18 protein-coding genes and 1 riboswitch are annotated in these 22,379 nt (G+C 68.5%); of the genes, 11 read left to right on the top strand and 7 right to left on the bottom strand.

The window, feature by feature from the left end:
• Positions 1-135 precede the first annotated feature (135 nt).
• Positions 136-1,089, bottom strand: a complete 954-nt coding sequence (locus G7A98_RS01305) for a LysR family transcriptional regulator (RefSeq protein ID WP_205596184.1) — start codon at positions 1,087-1,089, stop codon at positions 136-138.
• 140 nt (positions 1,090-1,229) lie between these two features.
• Entirely contained in the window at positions 1,230-3,479 is a 2,250-nt protein-coding gene (locus G7A98_RS01310; RefSeq protein ID WP_276207463.1) for a bifunctional diguanylate cyclase/phosphodiesterase, read from the bottom strand.
• Between the two features lie 418 nt (positions 3,480-3,897).
• Here G7A98_RS01310 and G7A98_RS01315 point away from each other — a divergent pair, with 418 nt between their 5' ends.
• The 3 genes from G7A98_RS01315 (at position 3,898) to G7A98_RS01325 (ending at position 6,200) form a co-directional block, all read left to right on the top strand.
• Entirely contained in the window at positions 3,898-5,001 is a 1,104-nt protein-coding gene (locus tag G7A98_RS01315; protein ID WP_163647674.1) for a malate dehydrogenase, read from the top strand.
• Between the two features lie 84 nt (positions 5,002-5,085).
• A complete protein-coding gene (locus tag G7A98_RS01320; RefSeq protein ID WP_163647675.1) occupies positions 5,086-5,772 on the top strand; it encodes an SDR family oxidoreductase in 687 nt (228 codons plus the stop codon).
• A 200-nt stretch (positions 5,773-5,972) separates the two neighbouring features.
• Positions 5,973-6,200: an XRE family transcriptional regulator gene (locus G7A98_RS01325; RefSeq protein WP_240464645.1), complete on the top strand. Its 228-nt coding sequence runs from the start codon at positions 5,973-5,975 to the stop codon at positions 6,198-6,200.
• Positions 6,201-6,287: 87 nt separating this feature from the next.
• Here G7A98_RS01325 and ilvD read toward each other — a convergent pair whose 3' ends face one another.
• Both ilvD and G7A98_RS01335 read right to left on the bottom strand, forming a co-directional pair.
• A complete protein-coding gene (ilvD, locus tag G7A98_RS01330) occupies positions 6,288-7,982 on the bottom strand; it encodes a dihydroxy-acid dehydratase (protein WP_163647677.1) in 1,695 nt (564 codons plus the stop codon).
• A 117-nt stretch (positions 7,983-8,099) separates the two neighbouring features.
• Entirely contained in the window at positions 8,100-9,497 is a 1,398-nt protein-coding gene (locus tag G7A98_RS01335) for a sodium:solute symporter (protein ID WP_163647678.1), read from the bottom strand.
• A riboswitch (TPP riboswitch) is annotated at positions 9,488-9,600 on the bottom strand. (Overlaps the previous gene by 10 nt.)
• A 154-nt stretch (positions 9,601-9,754) precedes the next feature.
• On the opposite strand from G7A98_RS01335, the gene G7A98_RS01340 reads away from it, so the two are divergent.
• The gene (locus tag G7A98_RS01340; protein WP_163647679.1) at positions 9,755-10,444 is read left to right on the top strand and encodes a hypothetical protein; all 690 of its coding nucleotides are present in this window, start codon (positions 9,755-9,757) and stop codon (positions 10,442-10,444) included.
• A gap of 41 nt (positions 10,445-10,485) precedes the next feature.
• Here G7A98_RS01340 and G7A98_RS01345 read toward each other — a convergent pair whose 3' ends face one another.
• From G7A98_RS01345 to G7A98_RS01355, 3 genes are all read right to left on the bottom strand, one after another.
• Positions 10,486-11,985, bottom strand: coding sequence for a CoA-acylating methylmalonate-semialdehyde dehydrogenase (locus tag G7A98_RS01345; RefSeq protein ID WP_163647680.1), 1,500 nt, complete (start codon positions 11,983-11,985; stop codon positions 10,486-10,488).
• 168 nt (positions 11,986-12,153) lie between these two features.
• On the bottom strand, positions 12,154-13,629 hold the full coding sequence (locus tag G7A98_RS01350; RefSeq protein ID WP_163647681.1) for a protein adenylyltransferase SelO: 1,476 nt from the start codon (positions 13,627-13,629) through the stop codon (positions 12,154-12,156).
• 166 nt (positions 13,630-13,795) lie between these two features.
• Entirely contained in the window at positions 13,796-14,488 is a 693-nt protein-coding gene (locus G7A98_RS01355; protein WP_163647682.1) for a GntR family transcriptional regulator, read from the bottom strand.
• Positions 14,489-14,625: 137 nt separating this feature from the next.
• Here G7A98_RS01355 and dctP point away from each other — a divergent pair, with 137 nt between their 5' ends.
• The 7 genes from dctP to G7A98_RS01390 all read left to right on the top strand — a co-directional run bounded on the left by dctP (position 14,626) and on the right by G7A98_RS01390 (position 22,345).
• Positions 14,626-15,618, top strand: a complete 993-nt coding sequence (gene dctP / locus G7A98_RS01360) for a TRAP transporter substrate-binding protein DctP (RefSeq protein WP_163647683.1) — start codon at positions 14,626-14,628, stop codon at positions 15,616-15,618.
• A gap of 108 nt (positions 15,619-15,726) precedes the next feature.
• Positions 15,727-16,266, top strand: coding sequence for a TRAP transporter small permease (locus G7A98_RS01365; RefSeq protein WP_205596185.1), 540 nt, complete (start codon positions 15,727-15,729; stop codon positions 16,264-16,266).
• Complete coding sequence (locus G7A98_RS01370) at positions 16,250-17,572, top strand: TRAP transporter large permease (protein ID WP_163647684.1); 1,323 nt, start codon at positions 16,250-16,252, stop codon at positions 17,570-17,572. The genes G7A98_RS01365 and G7A98_RS01370 overlap by 17 nt, the downstream gene beginning before the upstream one ends.
• Before the next feature lie 25 nt (positions 17,573-17,597).
• Positions 17,598-18,959: a malonyl-CoA decarboxylase gene (locus G7A98_RS01375; RefSeq protein WP_163647685.1), complete on the top strand. Its 1,362-nt coding sequence runs from the start codon at positions 17,598-17,600 to the stop codon at positions 18,957-18,959.
• Entirely contained in the window at positions 18,956-20,473 is a 1,518-nt protein-coding gene (locus tag G7A98_RS01380) for a malonyl-CoA synthase (RefSeq protein ID WP_163647686.1), read from the top strand. The genes G7A98_RS01375 and G7A98_RS01380 overlap by 4 nt, the downstream gene beginning before the upstream one ends.
• Before the next feature lie 92 nt (positions 20,474-20,565).
• Positions 20,566-21,435 (top strand): hypothetical protein, encoded by an 870-nt coding sequence (locus G7A98_RS01385; protein ID WP_163647687.1) that lies wholly within the window; start codon positions 20,566-20,568, stop codon positions 21,433-21,435.
• Between the two features lie 22 nt (positions 21,436-21,457).
• Positions 21,458-22,345, top strand: a complete 888-nt coding sequence (locus G7A98_RS01390; RefSeq protein WP_163647688.1) for a complex I NDUFA9 subunit family protein — start codon at positions 21,458-21,460, stop codon at positions 22,343-22,345.
• Positions 22,346-22,379 lie beyond the last annotated feature (34 nt).

A 22,379-nucleotide genomic window follows, 5' to 3' on the forward strand; every position in this document is an offset into this window, starting at 1 on the left:
TCAGTGTGGCGCTCCCCCGAAGAGGGCGGCAAACAGCATCGGTTCGGTTGATCGCCGGGCTATCGAAAAAACCGATACTGCCCTCTCAGAGCGCCGCCTGCCCGGGGCCGCCCCGTGCTGGTGCAGCGGGTCGGCTCAAAGGGCGAGGTGAGGCACCACCCAGGGCAGGTGGCGATGCAGGTCGGCGAGGAAGTGATGCTCCAGCAGGCGCCGGCTGTCGCGGGCCAGCTGGGCCGGCAGGCTGCCCAGCTCGTCGCGTCGCGCGACCAGCGTCAGCTGACGCGCCAGCGGTGCGGTGGGCAGCGCCACCACCCGCACCCGCAGGCGGTCCAGCCCGGCCTGGTGGAGACACAGCGGCGTGGTGATGGTCCAGCCGACGCCACCATCGACCAGGCTGAGCAGCGCGAAGGTATTGTCCAGGTGCAGGCGCGCCGGCAGTTCCAGCTGACTGAGTCGCAGGTGGCGCTCGATGGTCTGGCCGATCAGCGACTGGGGGGTGTAGCGCACGAAGTCCAGCTGCCGGGCCAGCCAGCGCAGGTTGTCCACCGGGCCCTGCCAGTCGCCGGGCAGGACCAGCACGAAGGGTTCGCCGAGGATGGCATGACGCTCGAGGCCGTCGTAGTTCTCCAGCCTGTCGTCGGAGATGATGATGTCCACATGCCGGGTCAGCAGCGCATGGCCATGCATGTGCGACAGCCCGGTCGTCAGGGTGTAGTCGGCGGTATGTCGGCGGATCACCTCGAGCAGCGGCTGGCCGACGGCGGTGGCCAGGGAGTCCACCAGCGCCATGCGCACCTGGTGAAGCTGGCCGAAGGCCCCCGACAGCAGCTCGCGCCGGGTGGTGCGCGCCTCGCCGAGCAGCCGCTTGGCACGATCGTAGAAGAAGCGCCCCGCGGCGGTAGGCTCCAGCGGGCGGGCGTGACGGTCGAGCAGGATCACGCCCAGCGCCTCCTCGAGGGTCGCCAGGCTCTGCGATACCGACGACTGCTTGAGGCCGAGACTCCGCGCCGCCGCGGTCTGGCTGCCGCGCTCCAGCGTCTCGACAAAGACCTCCATGCTGCGCAGGTCGAATCCGAAAGGGCCTCGCACGGGATTGCCTCGCGATAGTTCGATGGCGGGGGGACGGAACGCCGTCCCGAGCGCCCATTCTGGACCAACCGGCGCCGCCGCGCACCCGGGCCTCTGGCCACCTCGCGACGCCGGCTGCCGGCTGCGGATGGCCGGCGGGGTCAGGCGTCGACGCTGCCGGCCCTCGACGACAGCACCCCGGTCAGCGATACCAGCGGCATCGGCCGATGGAAGAGGAAGCCCTGGAACGTATGGCAGCCATTGGCCTCGAGAAACGTCTGCTGGCCATGCGTCTCGACCCCTTCGGCGACCACATCCAGCGCCAGATGCCGCGCGATGGCGATGATGGTCTGGACGATGGCCGCATCGTTGGCGTCCTCGAGCTCCTGAATGAAGCTGCGGTCGATCTTCAGCTCGTCGAGCGGCAGGCGCTTGAGGTAGGACAGCGACGAGTAGCCCACGCCGAAGTCGTCGATCGCCAGGGCCACACCGATGCGCTTGAGGCCGTTGAGCGTCTCGACGGCGGCGTACAGGTCGTCGATCAGCACCCCTTCGGTGATCTCCAGCAGCAGCCGGGCGGGATCGATGCCCGCCGCCTCGACACGGGTCGCGACGCGCTCGAGGAAATCGCGGCGCGCGAACTGGTGCGGACTGATGTTGACCGACAGCCGCGGCAGCCGGGTCGCCGGCAGCCGCCGCAGCGCCTCGCAGGCCTCGCGCAGCACCCAGTCGCCGAGCTCGAGAATCAGTCCGGTCTCCTCTGCCACGGGGATGAACTCGGCGGGCGAGACCATGCCCAGCGTGGGGTGCTGCCAGCGCAGCAGGGCCTCGGCACCGGTGATCCGCTCGTGACGCCCCACCTGCGGCTGGAAATACAGCATGAGCTGGTCCCCCGAGGCGAGCGCCTGGCGCAGCCCCTGCTCCAGCGCCAGGTGATGCAGCGCAGCCGTGCGCATGCTCGGCAGGTAATGGCGCGCGCAGGCCCGCCCTCCTGCCTTGGCCTGGTACATCGCCGTCTCGGCCTGCTTGATCAGCTCCACCGAAGTGACCGGCACTGCACCAAACAGCGCGATGCCCAGGCTCGGCGTGATGGTGAGCGTTCGCTCGGCCACGGGATAGGGCGCGGACAGGGAGGCGAGAACCCGTTCGGCCGCCTGCTGGGCACCGGCCTTGGCCCGGACCAGCGTCTCGCCCAGCGAGGCCAGCACGATCACGAAGCCGTCGCCGCTGACCCGGGCCGCCAGGCCGTCCCCCTCCTCCATCGCGCCCAGCCGCTCGGCGACCAGCATCAGCAGGCGGTCGCCGGCGGCATGGCCCAGCGACTCGTTGACCTTCTTGAAGTGATCCAGGTCGATGAACAGCACCGCGCCATGCTCGCCGCGACGCCGGCAGTGCGCCTGCACCTGGGCCAGTCGATCCAGCAGCAGCCGGCGGTTGGGCAGGTCCGTCAGGGGGTCGTAGAAGGCCTGCCGGTGGATGGTGGCCTCGGCCTGACGGTGCTCGGTGAGATCCTCGATGATCGCCATGCCGCCGACGATCGCGCCCTGCTCGTCGCGAATCCCGCTGAACAGCGCCCGCATGGGCCGGGTCTGGCCGGAGAGCACCGCCGTGTAGTCGCCCTCGAAGTGCCCCTGGCCCTCGGTCAGCGCCTGCGTCAGCGCACGCTGTACCCGCGTGTCCCGCAGGGTGGCGGGCAGGTCGAGCCCGATCAGCCCGGCGCGGGTCGTGCCGATGAGATCCACGAAGCGGTCGTTGCAGTCGAGAATCCGCCCCCGGGTATCGAAATGAAAGACCCCCAGGGGCGAGGCCCGGAAGATCGCCCGGTAGCGGGCCTCGCTTTCCCGCAGGTCGCGTTCGCGGCGCTGGCGCTCCGCCTCGAGGCGCAGCTTCTCGCGCAGCACGCTGCTCCAGCGCTGGCTGGCGCCGATCACGAACAGCAGGAACACCCCGACCATCAGGGCCAGCTTCGACGCCAGCGGCGTGTCCATCCGCGCGTACTGGAACATCATCGGCAGCGCGACCGGCACCAGGCAGACGATCGCCGCCGCCCACAGCGGCGACAGGGTCGTCACGGCCCCCGCGCTCACCCCGGCGACGGTCAGCACCAGCGCCGGCTGGTACGCCGGGTCGTGCGGAAACAGCCAGATCACCGCCGCGCCCCAGGTGCAGCCGGTCAGCAGCGCACCGCCCAGGGCCAGGCAACGCCAGCGGGGGCGCCGCCGGGCGTCCTTCGTCAGACGACGGAAATGCACGCCGAACCCGCAGCGCACCGCCGACACCAGCGCCATCACCAGCAGCCACGCCAGCAAGGCCCCATGGGCAACCACCGGCCACAGAACTACCGTCAGCAGCGCGGCAACCACCACGCTCACCAGGCACGGCTGCCACAGCCCCTGATACAGCAGAGCCACCTGCTCATCGCGTATCCACTGATCCGCCGGATCCTCGCGTTTGCCACCCGACCTGCTCAGCCAGCCTGTCAAATTCGGCTCCTGTTCCCTGCGACGTTCGTGCGAGACGCAAAACGCTCATTCCCGCTGCCATCATGCCTGTCTTTCATGCTCAAGCATGAAACGTTTTTTCCACCAAGCGAATACTGTCTCGTCGCATTACGCAAGACTCCGAACGGCAAAGAGACCGCACGGATCGCACGGAACATCGATGAAGGTCGAAGCGGAATTTTCATCAGTCCTGCTATGCTTGCGGAGGAATCAGTCGTCATGACGACTGACGGAAACTTGTGTTCATCGTCCGGCCGGGGCTTCTCCGGCATCACAGGAGGGGCATCACGGCCGGCATTACCGTTCAACGAGCCTGGGGAAGTCCGACATGAAGCGTCCGTTTCGCATTGCCGTCACCGGTGCCGCCGGTAGCATCAGCAACTCCCTGCTTTTCCGTCTTGCCGCGGGCGAGGTTTTCGGTCCCGACCAGCCGCTGATCCTGCAGTTGATCGAGCGTCCCGAGGCCATGGAAGCACTGCGCGGCATGGCGATGGAACTTGAGGACTGCGCCTTCCCGCTGCTGCACAACGTGCGCCTGCACGACAACGTTCAGGACGGTTTCCGCAATGTGCATTTCGCCTTCCTGGTCGGTGCCAAGCCGCGTGGCCCCGGCATGGAGCGCGCCGACCTGCTGTCCGCCAACGCCGAGATTTTCAGTGCCCAGGGGCGCGCCCTCAACGACTACGCCAACCCCGACGTCAAGGTGCTGGTGGTCGGCAACCCGGCCAACACCAACGCCCTGATCGCCAGCCGCAACGCTCCGGACCTGTCACCCTCCCAGTTCACGGCGATGAGCCGGCTCGACCACAACCGCGCCCAGGGCATGATCGCCAACCGCTTCGGTTGCAACGCCAGCGACGTCAAGAAGGTGGCCATCTGGGGCAACCACAGCGCCACCCAGTATCCGGACCTGCATCACGCCACGGCCATGGGCGCGCCCATCTGGCCGGAGCTGGATCCCAAGTGGGTGGACGAGGAGTACATCCCGCGCGTCCAGAAGCGCGGCGCCGAGATCATCGCCGCCCGCGGCCAGTCCAGCGCCGCCTCGGCCGCGCAGGGGGCCATCGACCACATGCGCGACTGGTATTTCGGCACCCCCGATGACGACTTCGTCAGCATGTGCGTGGTGTCCGACGGCAGCTACGGCGTGACCAAGGGGATCGTCTTCTCCTTCCCGGTGCGCTGCCGCTACGGCCGCTACGAGATCGTCCAGGGTCTGCCGATCGACGAGGCCGGCCGCAAGCGCATCGAGACCACCGAGAAGGAACTGGTCGACGAGAAGGCCGCTGTCGAGCACCTGCTGCCCGCCGAGACCGAGGCCGCTCACCTCAACCTGCGGACCACGCTGCGCTCCGGTGCCTCGCGCTACGGCGAGGAGGATTCGCTGGACGACAGCGAGGCCAGCGTACTGCGCACCGACCGCGTGCTGTAGCCGGCCTCTGTCGCGCGGGCACGCAAGGACGTGCCCGCGCGCCGCTCACCGACAGCAGGCAATCACCGGAGCAAGGAGATGACGATGAACGATCGCGTATTCCTGATCACCGGCGCCTCCAGCGGCATCGGCGCCGCCACCGCCCGAGCCGCCCATCACCAGGGCTACCAGCTGGCGCTGGCCGCCCGCTCGACGGACAGGCTCGAGTCCCTGGTCCAGGAGTTCGGCCCGGAAAAGGCCCTGGCCCTGACCTGCGACGTTACCGACATGGACGCGCAGCAGGCCATGATCGACCAGACCCTCGAGCGCTTCGGGCGCATCGACGTGGTCTTCGCCAACGCCGGCATGGGCGGCTCTCCCGGCGGCTTCAGCAGCGCCGACCACCACGTGTGGCGCGACATGCTGATGACCAACGTCTACGGGGTGGGGCTGACGATCCAGGCGGCCCTGCCGGCCCTTCGACGCAGCCAGGGGCATATCCTGCTCACCGGCTCCGCCGCCGGCCGGACCACCATCCCCGGCTCGATGTACAGCGCCAGCAAGTGGGCCGTGACCGGCATCGGCTACAACCTGCGCGAGGAACTGCGCGGCAGCGGCATCCGCGTCACGCTGATCGAGCCCGGCATGGTCGACACGCCGTTCTTCGACCAGCCGCCCGAGACGGCCCTGAAGGATCGCGACATCGCCAATGCCGTGATGTACGCGGTGAGCCAGCCGGAGCATGTCGATGTCAACGAGATCCTGGTCCGCCCGACCCCGGCGCCGGAATGAGCGATGTGCAGCGTCGATTCCGCGTTGACGACGGTCAAGGAAAAGTCTCTCGTCCCTCTGGCCTAGCGCGAAAAAATTGCGCATCCTGATGGCGTCCAATTGTCATATAACGGAGCCCCATGGACGCGGTACGAAGACGTAGCGACTGTGTCAGACCGGCACAGTCAGCCACTCGACAGCGCGACTTCGATGTCAGAGACATGGAACGTCGCACCCGACTGATGCGTGTCGTCACCCGCCGCATCGCCCTCTCCGAACTCGGCAATCGGGAAATCGCCCGACGCGCCGGTGTTCCCAGCCAGCGCATCAGCGACCTGCTGGCCGGTCGCCTGGAGCACTTCTCCGCCGAGGAGCTCAAGGCCATCCGCGACAGCATGCCGGCCGTCGCCGAGGACATCGACGACCCCCTGCAGCCCACGCCACCCTAGACGTCAAACGCCTCTCGTGTAGCAGCCAGCTCCTCGCCGGTCCGGCCGCCCGTGTGTATCCCTCACGACGGCCGAGCCGGGCACACGTCACTCGGGCAGGTCGGTCACCGCCCCCAGCGAGGCCGAACTCACCGTGCGCGCGTACTTGGCCAGCACGCCGCGGCGATAGCGCGGTGCCGGCTGGTGCCAGGCGGCGCGACGCCGCTCGAGCTCCTCGGAGCTCAGGGCGACATCGATGGTGTCGGCCTCGGCGTCGATGGTGATCTCGTCGCCGTCCTCGACCAGCGCAATCGGCCCGCCGTTGAACGCCTCGGGCGTGACGTGGCCGACCACGAAGCCGTGACTGCCGCCGGAGAAACGCCCGTCGGTGATCAGCGCCACCGAGTCACCCAGACCGCGCCCCATGATCGCCGAGGTCGGGGTGAGCATCTCGCGCATCCCCGGTCCGCCGCGCGGCCCCTCGTAGCGGATCACCACCACGTCGCCGGCGACCACGCTGCCGTCGTTGATGCGCGCCTGGGCCTCCTCCTCGGAACCGAACACCCGGGCGCGGCCGGTAAAGCGCGTGCCCTCCTTGCCGGTGATCTTGGCCACCGCGCCTTCCGGGGCCAGGTTGCCGCGCAGGATGCGCAGGTGGCTCTGCGCCTTGAGCGGGGCATCGAGCGGCTGGATGATCCGCTGATCGCTCGGATAGGGCGCGACGTCGGCCAGGTTCTCGGCCAACGTGCGCCCGGTCACGGTCAGACAGTCGCCATGCAGCAGACCGGCGTCGAGCAGCGTCTTCATCAGCGGCTGGATGCCGCCGATCGCCACCAGCTCGCTCATCATGTAGTGGCCGCTCGGCCGCAGGTCGGCGAGCACCGGGACGCGCCGACCGAGGCGCGTGAAGTCGTCGAGCGTCACCTCGGCGCCGATCGCGCTGGCCATGGCGACCAGGTGCAGTACCGCGTTGGTCGAGCCGCCCAGGGCGATGACCAGGGTGATGGCGTTCTCGAAGGCCTCGCGGGTCATGATGTCGCTGGGCTTGATGTCGCGCTCGAGCAGCTCGAGCACCGCGGCGCCGGCGGCGCGGCTGTCGTCGCGCTTGGTCTGCGAGACGGCGTTCTGCGCCGAACTGCCCGGCAGACTCATGCCCAGCGCCTCGATCGCCGAGGCCATGGTGTTGGCGGTGTACATGCCGCCGCAGGACCCCGGCCCGGGAATCGCCGTCTCCTCGATCTGCTTGAGTTCGATGCGGTCGATGTCACCGCGGGAATGCGCGCCCATCGCCTCGAACACCGAGACGATGTCGGTGTGGTTCTCGCCCGGCAGGATGGTGCCGCCGTAGACGAACACCCCGGGCCGGTCGAGGCGCGCCAGGCCGATCAGGCAGCCCGGCATGTTCTTGTCGCAGCCACCGATCGCCACCACGCCGTCGAAGCCCTCGCAACCCGCCACCGCCTCGATCGAGTCGGCGATGATCTCGCGCGAGACCAGCGAGTACTTCATGCCCTCGGTGCCGTTGGCGATGCCGTCCGAGATGGTGATGGTGTTGAAGATCACCCCCTTGCCGCCCGCCGCGTCGGCACCGGCCCGCGCCTCGTCGGCCAGGCCGCCGATGTGGCTGTTGCACGGCGTCACCTGGCTCCAGGTCGAGGCGATGCCCACCTGCGGGCGGGTGAAGTCCTCGTCGGAAAAGCCCACCGCCCGCAGCATGGCGCGGCTGGCGGCCTTTCCCGGCCCGTCGACGACCGGGCCGGAGTAACGGCGACGCGGGTCCGGGGTGGTGTTCTGATCGCTCATCGGTCCTCTCCACGGCTGCTCGATGTCATTTCAACATAGCGCCTCAGTCTGGAAGCGGACCGGAGAGGACGCAAATCCGCGACGATGGCTATGTTGTCGCGGAGTTCCCCGGCTGGGCTATCCCGCCTGCCAGGCCGGGTGCGGGCGCGCCAGCGCCACCAGCAGCGCCACCGCGCTGGAAGCGACCAGAGCCCCGGCGAACGGCGCGAGCGTGGTTTCGCCGCCCGGGAAGCTCGCCGCCAGCAACGCGTCACCCAGGCTGCCCCGGGCGATCCAGTCCGGCAGGATGGCGCCGACCAGGCCGGCCACTGCGCCGGCGGCGGCGGCCGGGGCACTCATCCGCGCCCACAGCCCCATCAGCACCGGCACCACTGCCGTGGCACACAGCAGATCGGCGATCAGGAACAGTCGCAGCACCGAATAGCCCTGCAGGGCCACCAGCACCGCCGGCACCATCAGCGCCAGGGTGAGCCAGCGCGCCGCGGCCAGCGAGACACCGTGGCGACTCAGGGCCTCTCCCTCGCCGACCAGCAGCGAGGCGATGCCGTTCTGCAGGGTGTCGACGCTCGAGGCCACCAGCGTCACCGCCAGCACCAGCACCAGCAGGGTCAGCCAGGCCGGCGCCGCACCAAGCAGCGCAAAGAAGGGCATCGGCGGCTCGCCGAGGTCGGCGCCGCTCATCGCCGCCAGGATGCCCAGCCCGCCGACGACCGCCACGACCAGCACGGTGGTGACGCCGCCCAGCACCGCGCCACGCCCCAGCGCGGCACCGTCGCGGGCCGCCCAGACCCGCTGCCAGTAGCCCTGGTGGAAGAGGTTGGCCGCCGTCACCGCGATGACCAGGGTCACGGCCACGTTCAGCGCCTCGCCGGCCGGCACGCTCGGCATGGCGGCGCCGGCCGGCAGCGCGGGCAGATCACCCAGCACCGCGCCCGCCACCAGCACCAGCAGCACGCCCAGCAGCAACGCCTGCCAGCGGTCGGTGACCAGGCTGGCCCGCAGGCCGCCCCAGGCGGTGTAGGCCAGCGTGGTCAGCGCCACGGCCACGATCGCCACGCTGCCCGCCAGCGGCGAGAGCAGCGCGGTGATGCCGCCGATGGCACTCAGTTCGGCGGCCAGGAAGCAGGCCATGTAGAGCACCGACAGCAACGCCACATAGCGGCGCATGCCGGTACCGAAACGCTCGGCGGCAAACTCGCCGATGCTGCGTCCCGTCGGCAGCCGGCGGCGGATCGCCGGCCCGCACAGCGCCAGCACGATGAACGGCAGCGCCGAGCCGATGGCATAGCCGGCCAGGGCCACCGGGCCGACGAAGGCCCCGACTTCCGGCGGCGCGAAGAGAATCCAGGCGCCCATGCCGGACGCCAGGAAGGACAGGCCCAGCGTGGTGCCGCGCTGGGAATTGCGCGCCGTCACGTAATCGTCGAGGGGCGAATCGGCGCGACCGGCGCGCAGTCCCAGAATGGCAAACAGCAACAGGGCCGCGCCCAGCACGGCCAGGGTGGCAAGATACATGTCGCGCTTCCTCCGCCGGTATTGACCGGATCAGGTTCCAGGGTCTGCGCCGCGGCCGGCACACTCTCAGCCCCGAGCGGACGGGGCTCCCCTGGCGACGTTGAATGTCGGGATGATTAAAGTTTTGCGGATATCGGTCGATAGACACGATTATCCGTCCTGCATTCGATCCCTGCCGACGGCAACCCGCCGTCTCAGGGTCGTGAAGCGATCTCACTCTACCAGAACACCAGACAACGATCAGACCCGAGATCCCCATGCCATACCACGAAGCCCAGGAACACGTGCCGGGCCGCCTGCACCGACTCTTCGATGATCCCTACCAGGCCTTCGGCAACGACATTCCGGACCGCTGGAGCCACCTGCCGCGTGCCCTGCAGGCCCTGCTGGCCCCCGCCCTGGAGACGGACAGCCTGCGGCTTCGCGTCGTGCACGGCTGGGAAAACGGCGACTTCGACCCGCGCCACCTGCAGCACAGCGACCACGCCCTGACCTGCCTGGACGACATGCGCCAGGTGCTCGCCGCCTACACCTCGGCCCGGGCCGAAGGCCGACCGTCACCCTGCGACAGCGCCTCGCTGCTGGCCGAGCCCCTGGAAGACGCCATTCGCCGCGCCGAGGCCGCCGGCCAGCCGATCGACGACGCCACGCGGCACAGCCCCGCTCGCTGGCCGGCCTTCACGCAGGGCCTTTACCTGTACACCCTGTTCAAGGTCTACAACCGCCTGACCTACGGCGAGGACGATGACTACCGCTCGACGTACTGCCTCACCCCGCAGGGTGAACGCGAGATTCACGAGTTCCATCTCGAGGAAGGGGAGTTCGCGGTGATCCTGCCGCGGGACGCGGACCCGGACGTCGCCACCCTGCTGGTCCTGCACGAAAGCCAGCTGGAGCCGATGATCCAGCTGCTCGAGCGCTGCGGGATCGCCACCACGCGCCGCTGATCCGGCATCGGGCCCGCCGCATCGCGCGGCGGGCCCGGCCGTCAGCCCATCGAGATCGTGCTGTTGACGCCGCTGGAGATGTTCTCCGGCTCGAACCAGCGCGCGGTGACGGTCTTGGTCTGGGTCCAGAACTGGATCGCCTGCTTGCCGTTGGGCCCCAGGTCGCCGAGCTTCGAGGCCCGCGAGCCGGTAAAGCTGAAGTAGGCCACCGGCACCGGGATCGGCACGTTGATACCCACCTGCCCCACGTCAATGTCGGCCTCGAAGCGCCGCGCCACCCAGCCGGAATTGGTGAAGATCGCCGTGCCGTTGCCGTTGGGGTTGGCGTTGATGAAGGCGATGGCGTCATCGAGGGTCTCGACGCTCACCACGCACAGCACCGGGCCGAAGACCTCCTCGCGATAGATGGTCATCTCGGCGGAGACGTCGCTGAAGATCGTCGGGCCGACGAAGTTGCCGTCGGGATAGCCGTCGACCGTCAGGCCGCGGCCGTCGAGACGCAGCGTCGCGCCCTCGGCCTCGCCCTGGCCGATCAGGCCGAGCACCCGCTCCCGCGCCGCCGGCGAGACCAGCGGCCCCAGATCGGCGTCCTCCTGGGTACCGGGCCCGACCTTGAGCTGCCCGGCGCGCTCGACGATCTCGTCGAGCCAGTCGCGGGCCTCGCCGACCAGCACCAGCACCGAATTGGCCATGCAGCGCTGGCCGGCGGCGCCGAAGGCCGAGCCCAGCACGTTGTTGATCGCCTGGCTGCGGTTGGCGTCGGGCATCACCACGCAATGGTTCTTGGCGCCCATCATCGACTGCACGCGCTTGCCGGCGGCCCCGGCGCGCTCGTAGATGTGCGTGCCGACCCGGGTCGAGCCGATGAACGACAGCGCCTTGATGTCCGGATGGTCGCACAGCCGGTTGGCGACCTCGGGCCCGCCGTGCACCACGTTGAGCACCCCGGGCGGCACCCCGGCCTCGTGGGCCAGCTCGACCAGGCGCATGGTCGACGACGGGTCCTGCTCGGAGGGCTTGAGCACGAAGGTGTTGCCGGTGGCGATGGCCAGCGGGAACATGAAGCACGGCAGCATGATCGGGAAGTTGAACGCCGTGATGCCGGCGCCCACGCCCAGCGGCTGGTGCAACGAATAGACGTTGACGTCGCTGGCGACGTTCTCGGCGATCTCGCCGAGCTGCAGGCTGGTGATCGAGCAGGCATGCTCGACCACCTCCAGCCCGCGCCCCACCTCGCCCTTGGCATCGGGCAGCGTCTTGCCGTGCTCCTCGGTGATCAGTGCGGCGAGTTCCGCGGTATGCTCGCGAATCAGCGCCTGGAAGGCGAGCATGATGCGCATGCGCCGGGCCAGCGGCACCTTGCGCCAGGTGGTGAAGGCCTCCCGTGCGCTGGCCACCGCGCGATCGACCTCCTCGAGCGTGGCGAACGGCACCCGGGCGACCACTTCCTGGGTCGCCGGATTGAGCACCTCGCGCCACTCGCCGGACTGCGAGGGCACGGACTGACCATCGATATACAGCGCGATTTCACGAACGGGCATGTTGGCGGCTCCTGACGGAGCGAGCGCGGCAGCGGCCGGCTCGCCGATTGTGGTTGTTCTTCGCGCGGTGCCGCGGGTTGGCCCGGACAGACGCGGCGACTTATCCCCTCAAGATTAGCCACACGAGGATTCCCCGGACAATAGGCGGAGCTTCTCAGGTGCCGCAGATCAGGTACCGCAGAAGGTACGAAACACCCGCTCGCTCGGCGCCGCCGGCAGTGTGTACACTTCGCGACCGGGCTGCGCCTCGAAGGGCCGGGCGAGGACCTCGCGCAGGGTCTCGAAGGGCGCGAAATCGCCTTCGTAGGCGGCGGCCAGCGCCTCCTCGACCCGGTGATTGCGGGGAATGTAGAGCGGATTGACCGTGCGCATACGCGAGGCGATGGCGGCCCCGTCGGCGTCCTCTCTTGCCAGCCGAGCCTGCCAGCGCTCCAGCCAGGCCTCGAGGGGCTCGCGACGCTCGGTCAGTTCGAACAGGGCCGGGCGAGCCTCGGCGGATTCGGCGACATCGGCCAGCTGGCGGAAGCTCAGGGTGAAGTCGGCACCGCCGGCATGCAGCGCCTCGAGCAGCGACTCGGCAAGCTCGAAATCCCCCTCCTCCTCGCGCGCCAGGCCCAGTTTGGCACGCATCACCGCCAGCCATTCGGCATCGTACTGGCCGGGGCAGGCCTCGAGAACCCGGGTCGCGCGCTCGATGCCGCGCTGGCGATCGTCGTCGATCAATGGCAGCAGGGCCTCGGCGAAACGCGCCAGATTCCACTGCACGACACCCGGCTGATTGCCGTAGGCGTAACGCCCGCGCTCGTCGATGGAGCTGAACACGGTGCGCGGGTCGTAGGCCTCCATGAAGGCGCAGGGGCCGTAGTCGATGGTCTCGCCGGCGACCGAGGTATTGTCGGTATTCATCACGCCATGGATGAACCCCACACCCATCCAGCGCGCCACCAGGGCCGCCTGGCGCTGCTGGACGGCCTCGAAGAGGTCCAGATAGCGCGTTTCAGGCGGCTCTTCGTCCAGATGGGGATAGTGTCTGGCGATCGCCTCGTCGGCCAGGGTGCGCAGGGCATCGATGTCGCCCCGGGCGGCGAAGTACTGGAAGGTGCCCACCCGCAGGTGACTGTCGGCCACGCGGGTCAGCACGCCACCGGGCTCGGGGATACGGCGAAAGACCCGCTCGCCGCTGGCCACCGCGGCCAGCGAGCGGGTGGTGGGAACGCCCAGCGCATGCATCGCCTCGCTGACCAGATACTCGCGCAGCACCGGACCCAGCGGCGCCCGACCGTCGCCACCGCGGGAGAACGGCGTGCGTCCGGCACCCTTGAGCTGCACGTCGCGCAGCCGGCCGTGACGATCGGTCACCTCGCCGAGCAACACCGCACGGCCATCGCCCAGGCTGGGCACGAAGTTGCCGAACTGGTGGCCGGCGTAGGCCTGGGCCAGCGGTTCGGCACCGGGCGGCACCACATTGCCGGAGAACCACTCGGTCGCCTGGCGCTCGTCGAAAGCCGCGAGATCGAAACCCAGCTCCTCGGCCAGCGGCCGGTTGAAGGCGATCAGGTGCGGTGCCTCGACCGGCACGGGGTCGAAGCGCGCGAAGAAATGTGCCGGCAGGCGCGCATAACGCAGCGTGAAGGGGGAAAACATGGGGATACTCCCGTCGATGACTGGCCAGGTTTTGTACGAAAACTGCCTGCGCTCGCCGACTTTTCGTACAAACCCGGTGATGCCGTCACCATAAACCATAGTGAACTAGTCAACTATATCGGTGCGGGTCATCGTCGAGACAAGGTGGAGACGAGGCAAGAAACCCTCAACCGGCCTCCAGCGCCCTGACGCTGGCCACGAAGTCGCTGAAGCGCTCGCCCTGGATCAGCACGTGCTTGCGCAGCGTCTGCTCGGCCCGTTCGGCGTCCCCGGCCTCGATCGCGGCGACGATCTCGCGATGCTCGGCCAGCGAGGTCGCCAGCCGGTGGCGCACCTGCAGCTGCAGGCGCCGGTAGGGCTTGAGGCGCTGCTTGAGCTGATGCGCCTCGCGGGCCAGGAAGCCGTTGTGGCTGGCCGCGTAGATGCCGTGATGAAAGGCCTCGTTCTCGTAGTAGTACTCGTCGGAATTGCCGGTGCGGGCGGCCGCCTCGCAGCGCTCGATCGCCGCGTGCAGCACCGCGAGCTCGGCCGGGGTGATGCGCCGCGCCGCCAGACGACCGCACATCCCTTCCAGTTCGGCCATCACCTCGAACATCTCGATCAGCTGCTCGATGCCCACCTTGGCGACGAAGGTGCCCTTCTTGGGCGACACCGTGACCAGGCCGCTGGCCACCAGCTGCTGGATCGCCTCGCGCACCGGCGTGCGCGAGACCTGATAGAGCTTGCCCAGCGCCTCGGGGTCGAGCCGCTCCCCCGGCGCCAGACGTCCGTTGATGATGTCGTTCTCCAGGGACTCCTTGAGTCGCTGGGCATTCGATCGCTTGTCGCCGTTCACCGATTCGCCCCCTCTGCCGCTCATGCCGTGCCGGGCCCGCCGGGCATTGCCACCAAGGTCTAACCACCCCCGGTTTGACACTGGTATCTCCCAAGGCCTATTAAAGTATACATCAGCATTGCTGATAAATATTACACAACAACAAACGCAACGGAGACGCCATGAAAACCTCTCTCAAGTTCGCTCTCGCCTCCCTCGGCCTCAGTGTCGCCATGAGCGGCGTCGCCTCGGCGGAGACCGTGCTGCGTGCCTCGCACCAGTTCCCCAAGGGAGACGTCCGCGACAAGATGGTGCAGATGATCGCCGACGAGGTGGCCAAGGCCGACGTCGACCTCAAGGTTCAGGTCTACCCGGCCGAATCGCTGTTCGGCGCCAAGGAGCAGTGGCCGGCCCTGGTTCGCGGCCGCCTGGACATGACCGCCCTGCCGCTCGACTACGCCAGCGGCCGCCACCCGGAATTTTCCGCCACGCTGATGCCCGGCCTGGTGCGCAGTCACGAGCGCGCCCAGCGGCTCAACGACTCCAAGTTCATGGACATGATCAAGAAGGTCATCAACGACGCCGGCGCCCGGGTAATCTCGGATGCCTGGCTGGCCGGCGGCTTCGTGTCCGACATGCGCTGCATCACCTCGCCGGACAGCGTCAAGGGCCAGGCGATGCGCGCCGCCGGGCCGGCCTTCGACGAGATGCTGGCCACCGCCGGCGCCTCGATCACCTCGATGCCCTCCTCGGAAATCTACACCGCGATGCAGACCGGCGTGCTCGACGGCGCCAACACCTCCTCGGGGTCGCTGGTGTCCTACCGCATCTACGAGCAGTCGACCTGCCTGACCGCGCCGGGCAAGAACGCCCTGTGGTTCATGTACGAGCCGATCCTGGTCTCCGAGCAGAGCTGGGAGAAGCTCACCGACGCCCAGCAGAAGGCCCTGACCGAGGCCGGCAACAAGGCGGAATCCTACTTCGCCGACCAGGCCGCCGAGCTGGATAAGAAACTCGTCGATGTCTACAAGGAAAACGGCGTCAAGGTGGTGACCATGTCGCCCGAGGACTACCAGGCCTGGCTGGACGTGGCCAAGAAGAGCTCCTACAAGACCTTCGCCGAGAAGGTGCCCAATGGTCAGGCCCTGATCGACGCCGCCCTGGCCGTCGACTGAGGCGATCGCGCCATGACCGTCTCGATCCAGCGCGCGGCCCCCGGCCGCGCCATCACCGACCCGGCTGCCTCGTCCGAGGCAGCCTCCTCATCGACGCCGGGGTGCGCTATGGAAACGGAACACACCCGTGCGGCTCGGCCGCATCGCGGACTCGTCGGCGGCTACATCCGGCTGATGGACGCCCTCTCGGCGGCCACCGCCATCCTCGCCGGCGCCCTGCTGGTCACCGGCGTACTGGTGGTCTGCCACATGATCTTCGTGCGCGCGATACTCGGCCACAACACCACCTGGCAGACCGAGTTCACCATCTCCGCCATTACCGGCGCCATGCTGCTGGGCGCGCCCTACGTGCTGATGACCGGCGGCCACGTCGCGGTGACGGTGCTGCCCGACGCGCTGGGCGGCCGCGCCCGCAAGATAATGCAGTTCATCGCCTCGCTGATCGGCCTGGCCTTCTGCACGGCGCTGACCTATGGCGCCTGGCACTACTTCATCGAGGCCTACTCGATGGGCTGGACCACCGGCACGGTCTGGAACCCGCCGCTATGGCCTTCGCTGCTGCCCCTTGCCATCGGCAGCACCCTGCTTGCGCTGCAATACGTGGCGAACATTCTGCGTGGAGATTCCGACAATGGATCCAGTGACTAGCGGCATTCTGGTGATCGTTGCCCTGTTCGCCCTGATGGCCATCGGCACCCCTATCGCCTTTGCGCTCGGCGGCGTCTCGCTGACCGCCCTGGTGCTGAGCAGCGGCATGAGCGAACTCACCTACTTCGGCGAGACCTTCTACGACAGCATCGCCTCGTTCGGTTTCGTGGCCATCCCCATGTTCATCCTCATGGGCGCGGCGGTCGCCTCCTCCCCCACCGGCCGCGACCTGTACCGCTCGCTGGACCTGTGGCTGGGCCGCGTGCCCGGCGGCCTGGCGATCTCCAACATCGGCGCCTGCTCGATCTTCGCCGCGCTCTCCGGCTCGTCGCCGGCCACCAGCGCGGCCATCGGCAAGCTGGGCATTCCCGAGATGCGCAAGCGCGGCTACCCGGACGGCGTCGCCGCCGGCTGCATCGCCGCCGGCGGCACCCTGGGCATCCTCATCCCGCCCTCGGTGACCATGATCGTCTACGGCATCGCCACCGAGACCTCGATCGGCCGCCTGTTCATCGCCGGCGCCCTCCCCGGGCTGATGCTCGCCGGGCTGTTCATGATCTGGACGCTGATCGCCTGCAAGCTGGCCGGCGGCTACCAGAACCCGGTCGCCGACGCCGCCAGTGCCGTCAAGCAGAACGTCGAGGGCAACCTCAAGGCGCTGGTGCGCGTGCTGCCCTTCCTGGCCGTGGTCTCGGGCATCCTGTTCGCGCTCTACGGCGGTCTGGCCACGCCCTCCGAAGCCGCCGGCGCCGGCGCCTTCCTGTGCCTGGCCCTGGCGATCATCGTCTACCGCATGTGGCAGGTCAGACCCCTGAAGATCATCCTGCGCGATGCCCTGCGCGAGAGCGTGATGATCATGCTGATCATCGCCGCGGCGGAGATATTCGCCTACGCGCTGTCCTCGCTGTACATCACCCAGACCGTCGCCGGCGGCATCGCCGATCTGGAGGTCAACCGCTGGGTGCTGATGGGCGTGATCAACCTGTTCCTGCTGGTGGCCGGCTTCTTCCTGCCGCCGGTGGCGGTGATCGTGATGACCGCGCCGATCCTGATGCCGATCATCCTCTCGGCCCACTTCGATCCGTACTGGTTCGCGGTGATTCTCACCATCAACCTGGAGATCGGCCTGATCACGCCGCCGGTGGGGCTGAACCTGTTCATCATCAATGGCATTGCCCCGGACATCGCCCTCAAGGACATCCTGCTGGGCAGCCTGCCCTACGCCCTGTGCATGGTGCTGGGCATCGTGCTGCTGTGCTTCTTCCCCGGGATCGCCACCTGGCTTCCCGACCTGATCCTTGGCTGAGAACCGCCCCGGAGGACGAGCGACCATGAACACCAGCTTCCTGCAGGACATGTTCAGCACCATCACCCGGCGCGACGCCCTGCGCCGGCGGCGCAGCGGCAGCGACACGCCCGTCGACCACTCGCACGTGCTCGCCGCCTGCCGGGCCCTGCTCGACAGCGACGGCGAAGCCTCGAGCATCACCCTGGCCAGCCGCGCCCTGGAGCTCTACGCCCGCCTCGATGGCGACGAGAAGGCGCGCTTCTTCGAGCGCCTGACCCACGACTTCTCGGCCGACCCCGAGCGGGTCGACCAGGCCTACGCCGCCTATCGGGAATCCCGCGACGAGCGCGACCTGCAGACCCTGTTCGACACCTGCGAACCCAGCCGCCAGGAACTGCTGCGCCGGCTCAACCTGACCAGCGGCGGCACCCACGAACTGGTTCGCATGCGCGAGGACCTGCTCGCCCGGCTCGACAAGGCCTCGCCGCTGAACGCCCTGGACGCCGACTTCAAGCACCTGTTCGCCTCCTGGTTCAACCGCGGCTTCCTGGTGCTCCGGCGCATCGACTGGAACACCCCCGCGGCGATCCTCGAGCGCATCATCCGCTACGAGGCGGTCCACGAGATCCACGACTGGAACGACCTGCGCCGGCGCCTCGACGCCCGCGACCGGCGCTGCTTCGCCTTCTTCCACCCGGCGATCGGCGACGAGCCGCTGATCTTCGTCGAGGTCGCCCTGCACAAGGGCCTGCCGGACCAGATCCAGCCGATCCTCGACAGCAACCACCACGACATCGGCGAGCCCGAAGGCGCCGACACCGCCGCCTTCTTCGGCATCAGCAACTGCCAGACCGGGCTGCGCGGCATCTCCTTCGGCAACTTCCTGATCAAGCAGGTGGTACAGGAGCTCAAGCAGGAGCTGCCCAACCTGCGCAACTTCGTCACGCTCTCGCCGGTCCCCGGCTTCCGCCAGTGGCTGGACAGCACCCAGCGCGGCGAAGCCTCGCCGCTCGACGACGAGGCCCGCGAGACCCTGGCCCAGCTCGACGACGACCACTGGCACACCGACCCCGAGCGCGCCGCGGCCCTGCGCGACGTCATTCGCCCGCTGGCCGCCCACTACCTGGTCCGCGAGAAGAACCGCCACGGCCTGCCGCTCAACCCGGTAGCCCGCTTCCACCTCGGCAACGGCGCCGAACTGCACCGCATCAACTGGCTGGGCGACACCTCGAACAAGGGGCTCAAGCAGGCCGCCGGACTGATGGTCAATTACCTCTACGTCATCGACGACATCGAACGCAATCACGAGCAATACACCACCGACGGCACGATCGCCTGCTCCTCCGCCGTGCGTGACCTCAACCGGCGTGCCCGCAAACTGCTCAAGGGAGACAACGAAAAATGAACCACAATCTCTTCGCCACCTTCGCCGAGCGCATGCAGGCCCGCGGGGACGCCGACTTCGTCACAACCCGCGAGGGCCACGGCTACACTTACCGCGAGGCGCTCGACACGACCGCCCGACTGGCCGGCGCCCTTCGCGAGCTGGGCGTCGCGCCCGGCGACCGGGTCGCGGTGCAGGTCGACAAGAGCCCGGAAACACTGCTGCTGTATCTGGCCTGCCTGCGCATGGGCGGCGTCTACCTGCCGCTGAACACCGGCTATACCCCCGAGGAGATCCGCTACTTCCTGGGCGACGCCGAGCCGGCACTGTTCGTCTGCCGCCCCTCCGATCTCGACAATGCCCGCCGCGTCGCCGGGGAGACCGGCTGCCCGCAGGTCGCCTCGCTGGGCACCGGACGCAACGGCACGCTGATGGAGGCCTTCGAGAAGGCCACCCCCTTCGACGCCATCGAGCCCCGCGACGACAACGACCTGGCGGCGATCCTCTACACCTCGGGGACCACCGGCCGCTCCAAGGGCGCCATGCTCACCCACCGCAACCTCGGCTCCAACGCCGCCTCGCTGGTCGAGGCCTGGCGCTTCACCGAGGCGGACCGGCTGATCCACGCCCTGCCGATCTTCCACACCCACGGCCTGTTCGTGGCCTGCAACGTCTGCCTGATGGCCGGCGCCAGCCTGCTGTTCCTGCCGCGCTTCGATGTCGACACCATCATCGACGAGCTGCCCCGGGGCACCACCATGATGGGCGTGCCGACCTTCTACACCCGGCTGCTGCAGGATGAGCGCCTGACCCGCGAGCTGACCGCCAACATGCGCTTGTTCACCTCCGGCTCGGCCCCGCTGACCGCCGAGACCCACCGCGAGTTCGAACAGCGCACCGGGCATGCCATCCTCGAGCGCTACGGCATGACCGAGACCAACATGAACACCTCCAACCCCTACGACGGCGAGCGCATCGCCGGCACCGTGGGGCGTCCGCTGCCCGGTGTGGAGATTCGCATCACCGACGGCGAGACTCACCAGCCGCTGCCCGACGGTGACATCGGCATGCTCGAGGTGCGCGGTCCCAACGTCTTCATCGGCTACTGGCGTATGCCCGAGAAGACCCGCGAGGAGCTGCTCGACGACGGCTTCTTCGTCACCGGCGATCTGGCGCGCATCGAGGAGCACGGTTACGTGCAGATCGTCGGCCGCGACAAGGACCTGGTGATCTCCGGCGGCTACAACGTCTACCCCAAGGAGGTCGAGCAGATCATCGACGAGCTCGACACCGTGGTCGAATCGGCGGTGATCGGCGTGCCGCACCCCGATTTCGGGGAAGGCGTCACCGCGGTGGTGGTGCGCCAGCCCGGTGCCACCCTGGAGGAAGCCGAGGTACTGGCCTCGCTCGCCGGCCGGCTGGCCAAGTACAAGCAGCCCAAGCGGGTGTTCTTCATCGACGAGCTGCCGCGCAACACCATGGGCAAGGTGCAGAAGAACCAGCTGCGCGAGCGCTACAAGGAAATCTACAGCTGACGATCCGCTATCCCGCGATGCGAGCCCGGACCTGACAGACACTCGGCCATGGTCGAGAATGCCGGCATCCTCCGTTCATCGCGGGACTTTTCATGACGCCACGCAACGCCATGACCCCACGCCACGTCGTCATCGCCGGGCTGCTGCTCGCGGCCCTGCTGCCCTGGCTCCCGGCCCCCCAGCAACTCGCCCGGGCCACGCTCGACCAGTCGCTGGACCAGGCCTTCGCCGCCTTCGCCATCGCCAAGGGCTTGAATGCCACGATCTCGGTGCTGCAATCTACTGTCATCGACGGCCAGTTTTTTCAGGTCGATATCGGGCAAGCACTCGACCCCGCCAACGACCTGATCGAACGCTTCTCGTGGGTGATGTTCGCCGCCACCGGCTCGCTGGCGCTTCAGAAACTGCTGCTGGCCATCTCCGGCAGCGCCCTGATCAAGAGCCTGGCCAGCGGCACCTGCCTGCTCGCCGCCGGCCTGGTGGCGCTGAAGACGCGCATCGGCCAGGCGGCCGCGCTCAAGCTGGCCCTAGCCGCCCTGTTCGTGCGATTCACGCTACTTTTGGTCGCACTGGCCAGCGGCATGGCCAACCAAGCCTTTCTCGATGCGCCGCGCACCGCCACCATGCAGCAGCTGGAAACTACCCAGTCCCAGCTCGATGAGATCGCCAACCAGCAGGTGGATAGCCAATCGGAAGCGCAGAGCTGGTGGGAGCGGCTCAAAGGCAGCGTCGGCGATCTGGTTAGTACCCCAGTAACCCGCGTAGTCGACGGCTTCAACGAGATCACCGACAAGGTCATCGACCTGACGATGATCTTCATCACCCAGACGATGCTCTTCCCGCTGGGCTTTCTCTACCTGCTCTATCGGCTGGGCGGCCGGCTGTTCGGCCGCGACCGGGTCGCGACATGGCTCGACCGCGGCCGGCTACCGTCCGCGACGAACCGCAACCCGGCAGGGTGATCGGCAACAGGGAGGCCAGGCGATGACGCACCAACGAGTCACCGTGTTCGGCGGTACCGGCTTCCTCGGCCGGCGCCTCGTCGAACGTCTCGCCCGCGCGGGCAGCGATGTCATTGTCGCCGCCCGTCATGCAGGCGAGGTCGCCGTGCCCGATGCCCCGGGCACGGTGACCGTCCGCCGTACCGACGTGCGCAACGGCGATGACGTGGCCGCGGCCCTCGCGGGCGCCGACGCTGCGGTCAACGCCGTCAGCCTCTACGTCGAACGCGGCGGCCTGAGTTTCGAGGCGATCCACGTCGACGCCGCCGTCCGGATCGCCCGTCAGGCCGCCGACGCTGGCCTCCGCCTCGTCCACATCTCGGGCATCGGCGTCGACACCCGCTCCGACTCGGCCTATGTGCGCGCCCGGGCCCGCGGCGAGCGCGCGGTGCGCGAGGCGTTTCCCGATGCGGTGGTGGTGCGTCCCAGTGTGCTGTTCGGCCCCGACGACGCCTTCGCCGGCAGCCTGCGGATGCTCGCCCGGCTGCCGCTCGTGCCGCTGTTCGGTCGCGGCGACACCCGCCTGCAGCCGGTGCATGTCGACGACGTCGCCGAGGCCGTGGCGCGCCTCCTGGAGCGGGGCATCACCGGCGCGATATTCGAGCTGGGCGGGCGCGGCGTCCACCGCTATCGCGAACTGGTCGAGGCCGTGCTGGACGCCGCGGGCCGGCACCCGCCGCTGGTGCCCGTGCCCTTCGCCCTGTGGCGCGCCCTGAGCGCACTGCTGGCGGTGCTGCCCAGCCCGCCGCTGACCCGCGACCAGGTGATCCTGCTGGAAACGGACAACATCGTCGGCGAAGGGGCGAACACCTTCGCGACACTGGGCATCGAGCCGCAGGACCTGCTGCGCTTTTTGACGCAACGGCGTTGACCGGCGGGGTACTCCTCCCCTTTGCTCCCGCCGC

The sequence above is a fragment of the Modicisalibacter sp. 'Wilcox' genome (assembly GCF_010993675.1).
Lineage (GTDB): Bacteria > Pseudomonadota > Gammaproteobacteria > Pseudomonadales > Halomonadaceae > Modicisalibacter > Modicisalibacter tunisiensis.

Coding starts and splice junctions, on each gene's coding strand:
- G7A98_RS01315 (WP_163647674.1), top strand. CDS start 3,898: ATGAAGCGTCCGTTTCGCATTGCCGTCACCGGTGCCGCCGGTAGCATC.
- G7A98_RS01320 (WP_163647675.1), top strand. CDS start 5,086: ATGAACGATCGCGTATTCCTGATCACCGGCGCCTCCAGCGGCATCGGC.
- G7A98_RS01325 (WP_240464645.1), top strand. CDS start 5,973: ATGGAACGTCGCACCCGACTGATGCGTGTCGTCACCCGCCGCATCGCC.
- ilvD (WP_163647677.1), bottom strand. CDS start 7,982: ATGAGCGATCAGAACACCACCCCGGACCCGCGTCGCCGTTACTCCGGC.
- G7A98_RS01335 (WP_163647678.1), bottom strand. CDS start 9,497: ATGTATCTTGCCACCCTGGCCGTGCTGGGCGCGGCCCTGTTGCTGTTT.
- G7A98_RS01340 (WP_163647679.1), top strand. CDS start 9,755: ATGCCATACCACGAAGCCCAGGAACACGTGCCGGGCCGCCTGCACCGA.
- G7A98_RS01345 (WP_163647680.1), bottom strand. CDS start 11,985: ATGCCCGTTCGTGAAATCGCGCTGTATATCGATGGTCAGTCCGTGCCC.
- G7A98_RS01350 (WP_163647681.1), bottom strand. CDS start 13,629: ATGTTTTCCCCCTTCACGCTGCGTTATGCGCGCCTGCCGGCACATTTC.
- G7A98_RS01355 (WP_163647682.1), bottom strand. CDS start 14,488: ATGAGCGGCAGAGGGGGCGAATCGGTGAACGGCGACAAGCGATCGAAT.
- dctP (WP_163647683.1), top strand. CDS start 14,626: ATGAAAACCTCTCTCAAGTTCGCTCTCGCCTCCCTCGGCCTCAGTGTC.
- G7A98_RS01365 (WP_205596185.1), top strand. CDS start 15,727: ATGGAAACGGAACACACCCGTGCGGCTCGGCCGCATCGCGGACTCGTC.
- G7A98_RS01370 (WP_163647684.1), top strand. CDS start 16,250: ATGGATCCAGTGACTAGCGGCATTCTGGTGATCGTTGCCCTGTTCGCC.
- G7A98_RS01375 (WP_163647685.1), top strand. CDS start 17,598: ATGAACACCAGCTTCCTGCAGGACATGTTCAGCACCATCACCCGGCGC.
- G7A98_RS01380 (WP_163647686.1), top strand. CDS start 18,956: ATGAACCACAATCTCTTCGCCACCTTCGCCGAGCGCATGCAGGCCCGC.
- G7A98_RS01385 (WP_163647687.1), top strand. CDS start 20,566: ATGACGCCACGCAACGCCATGACCCCACGCCACGTCGTCATCGCCGGG.
- G7A98_RS01390 (WP_163647688.1), top strand. CDS start 21,458: ATGACGCACCAACGAGTCACCGTGTTCGGCGGTACCGGCTTCCTCGGC.